Source organism: Geodermatophilus sp. SYSU D00814, assembly GCF_054050055.1.
The window spans coordinates 1-7,813 of record NZ_JBJGYP010000063.1; the positions used below are offsets into that span (position 1 = coordinate 1).

Sequence of the window (7,813 nt, forward strand, 5' to 3'; positions counted from 1 at the left end):
CGGTGGGGGGGGGGGGGGGGGGGCCCGGGGGGGGGGCCCGGCGCCCCCGCCCGCCCCCGGCCCACCCCCCGCGGCGACCGGGCATACGGGTGCAGGGCCCGCACCCGCAGGTAGCGATCCACGGCCTGCGCGGTCTTGGCGCCGAACGGCACCACCCGCGGGCGGGAGCCCTTGCCGGTGACGTAGGCGAGTTCGCGGTCGAGGTCGACGTCGGTGAGCTCCAGTCCGCACAGCTCCGAGACCCGCACGCCGGTGTCGAGCAGCAGCCGCAGCACGACCTCGTCGCGGCGGCCGAGGAACACGGTCCGGTCGAACACGCCCGGCCGGCCGCGGGGCACCGCGCATGCCTTCAGCAGGGCGGTGATCTCCTCGTCGTTGAGGATCGGGACAGGCTTGTCGGGCGAGTTGGCGAGCTCGATGCCGTCGGTGGGGGCCTTCTCCAGTTCTCCTTCAGTGACCAGCCAGCGGCAGAACCGGCGCATGCCACGCAGCCGGGTGCTGATCGTGGAGGGCTCGCACGTCTCGGCCAGCTCGGCCAGCCACGCGGCGATGGCGTGCCGGGTCAGCTCATCGAGCACCGGCTCCCGGCCGCGGTCGGTCAGCCAGCGACCGAAGTACCGGACCGACTGGCTGTACAGCTCGATGGTCCGCGGCGCCTTGGCGGCGGCCCGCAGGTGCCGCCGGAAGGACGCCAGCAGGTCCTCGAGCCGGATCGCCACGGCGGCAGGTCATCCGGGGAACAGCGCTGTGCTAGACCAGCCGGGGTCTCAGGATGGCGCATCTTCGCTGGTGAGACGCCTGGCACGGCTCGGTTGCACCCGCATCGGCTCGCCCGGCATCTTCGGGTAGTCCGGCGGATAGGGCAGGTCGCCGAGGCCCTGGTCGGAGGCCTGGCGCTCGGCCAGCTCCAGCAGCGGCTCGATGCCGTAGGCGTGTCCGGCCAGGCCGGCGTGCTTGTCGCCGACGGCGCGGAACCGCTCGGGCATCGTCAGCACGGTGAAGTCGGTGGGGTGGACGTCGGGGAGCTCGTCCCAGTCCAGCGGGGCGCTCACCGGTGCGTGCGGTTTGGGCCGGATGGAGTAGGCCGAGGCGATCGTGCGGTCCCGGGCCATCTGGTTGTAGTCGATGAAGATCTTCTCGCCGCGCTCCTCCTTCCACCACGACATCGTCACGCGGTCGGGCAGGCGCCGTTCCAGCTCGCGGCCGAAGGCGATGACCGCCCGGCGCACGTCGGTGAACGTCCAGCGCGGCTGGATGGGCACGTACACGTGCACCCCCCGCCCGCCGGAGGTCTTCGGCCAGCCCTCCATGCCGAGCTCGTGCAGCAGCTCGCGCACGTGCGGGGCCACCCACACCGCGTCGGCGAAGTCGGTGCCCGGCTGCGGGTCGAGGTCGATGCGGATCTGGTTCGGCGACTCGACGTCGGTCTTGTCCACCGGCCACGGGTGGAAGGTGAGCGTCCCGAGGTTGGCGCACCAGGCGACGACGGCGACCGAGTCCGGCGCGATCTCGTCGGCGGTCCGCCCGCTGGGGAAGGTGATGTGCGCGGTCGGCACCCACTCGGGCGCGTTCTTGGGCACCCGCTTCTGGTAGAAGGCGTCGCCGGTGTTGTCCACCCGGGTCGAGAGCCGGGCGCCCTCGAACACCCCGCCGGGCCAGCGCTCGAGCGTCGTCGGCCGGTCCCGCAGCGCGAACAGGATCCCCTCGCCGACGGCGACGAAGTACTCGACGACGTCGATCTTGCGGATGCCGCGCTCGGCGAAGTACGGCTTCTCCGGGTTGGAGACGCGCACCTCGTGCCCGTCGACGGTCAGGACCACCGCGTCTCTACTGCTGGCCACCCGTCAGCTCCTCGGGTCGGGGGTCAGGCCGGGCACGTGAGCCCGTCCTGCGGTGCGGTGAGGTCGACGAGGTAGGCGTTCACCGCGTCGGTGACGCACGGCGTCTTGGGGTAGGCGGTGTGGCCCTGGCCCTGCCAGGTGAGCAGCACGCCGGCGGTGAGGTCCTCGGCCATGTCCTCCGCACCCGGCAGCGGCGTCACGGGGTCGCCGCTGTTGCCGACGACGAGGATCGGCGCGCTGCCCTCGGCGTCGCGCTCGGGCAGGGGCGTGCGCGGGGCCTCCCACGCCGAGCAGGTGTAGAGGCCCGAGGCCGCACCGGCGCCGAAGAGCGGGTAGCGGGTGGCCCAGTCCTGCGCGAGCGCCAGCACCTGCTCCCGCGAGTACGTCTCGTCCTCGGGGGTGTCGGCGCAGTTGATGGCGATGCTGGCGTCGGTCTGGTTGGTGTAGGCGCCGTCGGAGAGCCGGCCGGTGTAGCGGTCGGCCAGGGAGAACAGCCCCGCGGCGTCGCCGTTGTTCCGTGCGGTGGCCAGCGACTGCGACAGCTGCGGCCACGAGCCGGGGTCGTACATCGCCGCCAGCACCGCCGTCAGGACCACCCCGGGCGTCGCCGTGCGGTCCCCGCCCGCGGAGCTGGGGATCGGCGCGCCGGCGGCCTGGGCGAGCAGGTCCTCGAGGAAGCGGCGCGGGTCGGGGCCGAGCGGGCAGCCGGAGACCAGGCCGGTGCAGTTGGCCGCGAACGCGTCGAAGGAGGCCTCCAGCCCGGCGGCCTGCGACTCGACCCGGGTCTGCGCGTCGGCGTCGGGGTCGACGGCGGCGTCGAGCACCAGCGCCCGCACGTTCTCCGGGTACAGCTCGGCGTAGGTGCTGCCCAGCGTCGTGCCGTAGGAGTAGCCGAGGTAGCTCAGCTGCTCGTCGCCGAGGGACTGCCGCACCAGGTCCATGTCCCGGGCGGTGTCGACGGTGTTGAAGGTGCCCAGCGCGTCGCCGTACTCGTCGACGCAGGCCTCGGCGACCTCGTCGGTGAGCGCCAGGACCTCGTCCATCTGCTCCTGCGTGGTCGGGCGCGGCTCGGCGGCGGTGAGCCGGTCCTTCAGCTCGGCCGGGATGCACTCCACCGGCGTGGACAGCCCGACCCCGCGCGGGTCGACGCCGACGAGGTCGAAGCGGCGCAGCACGTCCTCGGGCATCGACAGCGCCAGGCTCAGCGCCGCGTCGGCCCCCGAGCCGCCGGGACCGCCGGGGTTGACCAGCAGGGACCCGATCCGGTCGGTCTGCCCGGCGAGCCGGGCGCGGACGAGGAACAGCGGCAGCGTGGCGCCGTCGGCCTCGTCGTGGTCGATGGGGACCTCGGTGCGGCCGCACTCGAAGAGCAGGTCGCGCTCGCTGCCGGGGGTACCGGCGATCAGCTGGGAGATCTGCGCGTCGCAGTCGGTCCAGGTGATCGGCGCGGCCTCGGCCTCCGTCGTCGACCCCGCCGACGACGACGCGGCGGCCGACGACGACGGGGCCTCGCCGGCCGACTCCGAGAACGAGCTGCAGCCGGTGACCGCCAGGAGCAGTCCGGTCGAGGCGGCGAGCAGGCCGCGGCGCAGACGCATGATCACCACCGTAGGAGGCCGGTGCCACCCGCGCAGACGGCGGTCATCCGGCGAAGACCTCCGCGAGGTCGTAGCGGACCGGCACCTCGAGCTGGTCGTAGGTGCAGCTCTCCGGGGTGCGGTCGGGCCGCCAGCGCAGGAACTGGCCGGTGTGCCGCAGCCGCCGGCCCTCCAGCTGGTCGTACTTGACCTCCACGACCAGCTCGGGCCGCAGCGGCACCCAGGACAGGTCCTTCTTCGCGTTCCACCGGCTCTGCGCCCCGGGCATCCGGTGCTCGCCGTTCTCCTGCAGCTCGGCGTTCGCCCAGTCCTGCCAGGGGTGCCCGTCGAGCGCGTCGGCGCGGTAGGGCGCCAGCTCCTCGACCAGCTCCGCCCGCCGCGCCATGGGGAAGGAGGCGGCCACGCCGACGTGCTGCAGACCGCCGTCGTCGTAGAGGCCCAGCAGCAGCGACCCCACCACCGCCCCGCTCTTGTGCCAGCGGAAGCCGGCGACCACGCAGTCGGCGGTGCGCACGTGCTTGACCTTGGTCATGAGCCGCTGGTCGGGGCCGTAGGGCAGGTCGGGGGCCTTGGCGACGACGCCGTCGAGCCCGGCGCCCTCGAACTCCTCGAACCAGCGCTGCGCGGTGGCGGCGTCCTGGGTCACCGCCGTCACGTGCACCCGCTCGTGGGTGCCGGTCAGCAGCTGCCGCAGCCGTGTCCGGCGCTCGGTGAACGGCGTCTCCATGAGCGACTCGTTGCCGACGGCGAGCAGGTCGAAGGCGACGAAGTGCGCCGGCGTCTGCTCGGCGAGCAGGTCCACCCGCGACTTCGCCGGGTGGATGCGCTGCAGCAGCGACTCGAAGTGCAGCCGGTCGCCCTGCGGCACGACGATCTCGCCGTCGACGACGCAGCGCTCGGGCAGCGCCTCCTTCACCGCGGCCACCACCTCGGGGAAGTAGCGGGTGAGCGGGCGCTCGTTGCGGCTGCCGAGCTCCACCTCGTCGCCGTCGCGGAAGACGATGCAGCGGAACCCGTCCCACTTGGGCTCGTAGAACAGCCCCTCGGCGGTGGGCAGCGTCGTCGTGGCCTTGGCCAGCATCGGCCTCACCGGCGGGAGAACGGGCAGGTCCATGCCGGCCAGTCAAGCAGCGGGGGCCGACGGCGCACACGCCGCCGTCGATCGAACGGGTGGCGCGCCGCGGGCTCCCGCGACCGGCCGCGGGTCACTAGCGTCCCCGGCGTGCGCCTGCTCGAGCGGGAGGAGCCGCTCGCCCTGCTCGCCACCGCCGCCCGCGCGGCGGCGGCCGGCCGGGGCGGCGTCGTCCTGGTGACCGGCGAGCCCGGCATCGGCAAGACCGCGCTCGTGGGCGGCCTGGCCGGCCGGCTGGCCGGGGTGCGCGTGCTCACCGGCCAGTGCGACGACCTGACCACCCCGCGGCCATTCGGCGCGCTGCGCGACGTCGCCCGGGCCGTCGGCGGCCCGCTGGCCGAGGTGCTCGCCGACGGGTCCGCACCCGCCGCGGTGCACGACGGGCTGCTCGCCGAGCTGGCCGGGCCGGCGCCGACGGTGCTGGTGCTCGAGGACGTGCACTGGGCCGACGACGCCACGGTCGACGCCGTCCGCACGCTCGGCCGCCGGGTGCCCGCGCTGCCCGCCGTCCTGGTGCTGACCTACCGCGACGGCGAGCTCGACGGCGCCGCGCCGCTGCGCCGGGCGCTGGCCGCCCTGCCGCCGCGGGCGGTGACCCGGGTGCCGCTGGCGCCGCTGTCGCGGGCCGCGGTGGCCGAGCTCGTCGGTCCCGGCGCCGACCGCGTGCACGCGCTGACCGGCGGCAACCCGTTCCTGGTCACCGAGCTGGCCGCCGAGGGCACCGACGGGCTGCCGCCGTCGGTGCGCGACGCGGTCGCCGGCCGGGTGGCCGCGCTGGCGCCCGGCGCCCGGGCCCTGGTCGAGCTCGTCTCGGTGGTCCCCGCCCGCACCGGCACCGACGTGCTCGACGCGGCCCTGCCCGGGTGGGAGGCGGCGGCCGCCGAGCCCGAGCGGACGGGGCTGCTGCGCGTCGAGCCCGGCTCGGTCGCCTTCCGGCACGAGCTGGCGCGCACCGCCGTCGCCGGGACGCTGACCGCCGCCGACCGCCGGCGGCTGCACGCCACCGTGCTCGCCGCGCTGCAGCGGCTCGGCGCGGACCCGGCCGACCTGGTGCACCACGCCGAGGCCGCGGGCGAGGCGGCGGCGCTGGCCGCCGCCGCGCTCCCGGCCGCCCGCGGCGCGGCGGCCGCGGGGGCCAACCGGGAGGCCCTCGCCCACTACCGGCGGGCGCTGCCACTGGCCGGCTCGCTGCCGGGCGCCGAGCGCGCCGCCCTGTACGAGGAACTGGCGGTGGTCGCCTACCTCAACGGGCGGATCCCGGAGGCGCTGACGGCCGTCGACGCGGCGGCCGCGGCGCACCGGGCCACCGGGGACCACCGGGGGCTGGGCCGCTGCGCGCGGGTGCGGTCGCGGCTGCTCTGGTATGCGGGGGACGGCGCGGCCGCCGAGCGGGAGGCCCGGGCCGCGGTCGCGCTGCTCGAGCCGCTGGGCGAGTCCGCCGAGCTCGCCCGCGCGTGCAGCGTGATCGGTCAGCTGGCGATGCTGGCCGGCCGGTCGGAGGAGGCGCTGACGTGGTCGGCGCGCGCGGCGGACATGGCGCTGCGGGCCGGCGACCGGGCCACCCACGCGCACGCGCTGGTCAACACCGGCAAGGTCCGGGCCACCCGCGACCCCGACGACACCGCGACCATCGAGCAGGCGTTCGCGGCCGCCGACGGCGCCGGCGACCCGCACGAGGCGGTGCGCGCGCTGGTCTGCCGGGCGTGGTCGGAGCTGCTGTGGGTGCGGCCCGGGCCGGCGCGGCGGACGGCGGAGCGGGCCCTGGCCTACGCCGCCGAGCACGAGGTCGACGCGCTGCGCGAGTACACCGAGGTCACCCTCGCCTGGCTGCGGGCGCGGGAGGGGGACTGGGCCGGCGCCGAGCGCGTCGCCCGGGCGCAGCTCGAGCGCGGCGTGACGGTCAACCAGATCCTGGCCAAGACCGTGCTCGCCGAGGTCGCCGTCCGCCGGGGGGACGACGACGCGGCCGCCCGCCTGGCCGACGTTGCCGCGCAGTCGTGGGCCACCGCCGAGATGCAGCGGATCGAGCCGGTGCTCGAGCTGCAGGTGGAGCACGCGCTGCTGCACGGGACCCCCATGCCGGTGGACCGGGTGCGGCAGGTCGACGCGCTTGCGCGGGCCACCGACTGGGCGGGGTGGGGCGGCGTCCGGATGGCCGCGTGGGCCGCGGTGGCCGGCTGCCCGGTGGAGTCCCGCGTGCGTGCCGCGCCGCCGCACCGGGCCGTGCTCGACGGCGACTGGCGGGCGGCGGCCGACGCGTTCGGCGCCGTCGGCTGGTCCTACGACCGGGCGCTGTGCCTGTCCGCGCTCGACGACCCCGCCGCGCTGGCCGAGGCCCTGGAGACCGCCCGCGCGCTCGGCGCGGCACCGCTGGCCGCACGGGTGACCCGGCGGCTCCGGGCGCTGGGGCTGCCCGTGCGGCACGGCCGCCGGGGGACCACCCGCGCGCACCCCGCCGGGCTGACCGCCCGCCAGGAGGAGGTCCTACGGTTGCTCGCCGAGGGGCTCACCAACGCCGAGATCGCCACGCGCCTGGTCGTGTCCCCGCGGACGGCCGAGCACCACGTGACCGCGGTGCTCGGCCGGCTGGGGGTCCGCGGGCGGCGGGAGGCGATCCGGCGGGCGGGGGAGCTCGGGCTGCTCAGCGGCTGAGCGTCAGTAGCTGAACGTGGTCGCGCCCTCGTCGCCGATCCAGTTCCACAGCGGGATGGTCCCGGCGAGCTCGGCGTTCTTGATCAGCTGCCCGGCGTCGAGCTGCTTGGCCTCGACGCAGATCGGGCAGACGAACCAGCGCCCGCCGGCGGCGGCGAAGCGCTCCATCAGCGAGGGCAGCGGCGGACAGCCGGCGCAGGCGGTGCCGACCGCGGTGCCCTCGAGCGCCAGCCGCACCGCCTCCTTGGCGGCGAACACGACCGTCTCCCGGCCGGTCTCGGCGGCGCCCACGGCCATCAGCATCGCGACGGTGACCTTCTCCGGGTCCTCGAGACCGGTGGCGAGACTGACGACGGCCTTGGTGCTCATGTGTCCTCCTGGCGGTGTCGGCCCGCTCCCTCGGCGGGCTCGGCCACGACGCTAGGGACGCGCTGACCTGCGGACATGGGGCGCCGACCCCCATGTGAGCGCCGCGGACCCCCACGCGAGACCCGCGGCGACGACGGCGGCCCGGGGGGGGGGGGGGGGGGGGGGGGGGGGGGGGGGGGGGGGGGGGGGGGGGGGGGGCGCGCGCGGCGGCGCGCCGCGTC

The 7,813-nt window shown here is 76.3% G+C and carries 6 protein-coding genes; 1 reads left to right on the forward strand and 5 read right to left on the reverse strand.

Going from position 1 to position 7,813, the window contains the following annotated elements:
- The 4 genes from ACI780_RS24275 to ACI780_RS24290 all read right to left on the reverse strand — a co-directional run.
- The coding region (locus ACI780_RS24275) for a tyrosine-type recombinase/integrase (RefSeq protein ID WP_457006055.1) at positions 1-719 on the reverse strand (719 nt) is incomplete at its 3' end.
- A 48-nt stretch (positions 720-767) separates the two neighbouring features.
- A complete protein-coding gene (locus ACI780_RS24280) occupies positions 768-1,841 on the reverse strand; it encodes a DNA polymerase domain-containing protein (RefSeq protein ID WP_456870732.1) in 1,074 nt (357 codons plus the stop codon).
- A 23-nt stretch (positions 1,842-1,864) separates the two neighbouring features.
- Positions 1,865-3,439: an alpha/beta hydrolase gene (locus ACI780_RS24285; RefSeq protein ID WP_456870731.1), complete on the reverse strand. Its 1,575-nt coding sequence runs from the start codon at positions 3,437-3,439 to the stop codon at positions 1,865-1,867.
- 43 nt (positions 3,440-3,482) lie between these two features.
- Positions 3,483-4,553 carry an ATP-dependent DNA ligase gene (locus ACI780_RS24290; protein ID WP_457006056.1) on the reverse strand — a complete coding sequence of 357 codons (1,071 nt, stop codon included), beginning with the start codon at positions 4,551-4,553 and terminating at the stop codon, positions 3,483-3,485.
- Between the two features lie 108 nt (positions 4,554-4,661).
- Here ACI780_RS24290 and ACI780_RS24295 point away from each other — a divergent pair, with 108 nt between their 5' ends.
- Positions 4,662-7,223, forward strand: coding sequence for an ATP-binding protein (locus ACI780_RS24295; RefSeq protein WP_457006057.1), 2,562 nt, complete (start codon positions 4,662-4,664; stop codon positions 7,221-7,223).
- A 3-nt stretch (positions 7,224-7,226) separates the two neighbouring features.
- On the opposite strand, the gene ACI780_RS24300 is transcribed toward ACI780_RS24295, so the two are convergent.
- Positions 7,227-7,592 carry a DsrE family protein gene (locus ACI780_RS24300; RefSeq protein ID WP_457006058.1) on the reverse strand — a complete coding sequence of 122 codons (366 nt, stop codon included), beginning with the start codon at positions 7,590-7,592 and terminating at the stop codon, positions 7,227-7,229.
- Positions 7,593-7,813 lie beyond the last annotated feature (221 nt).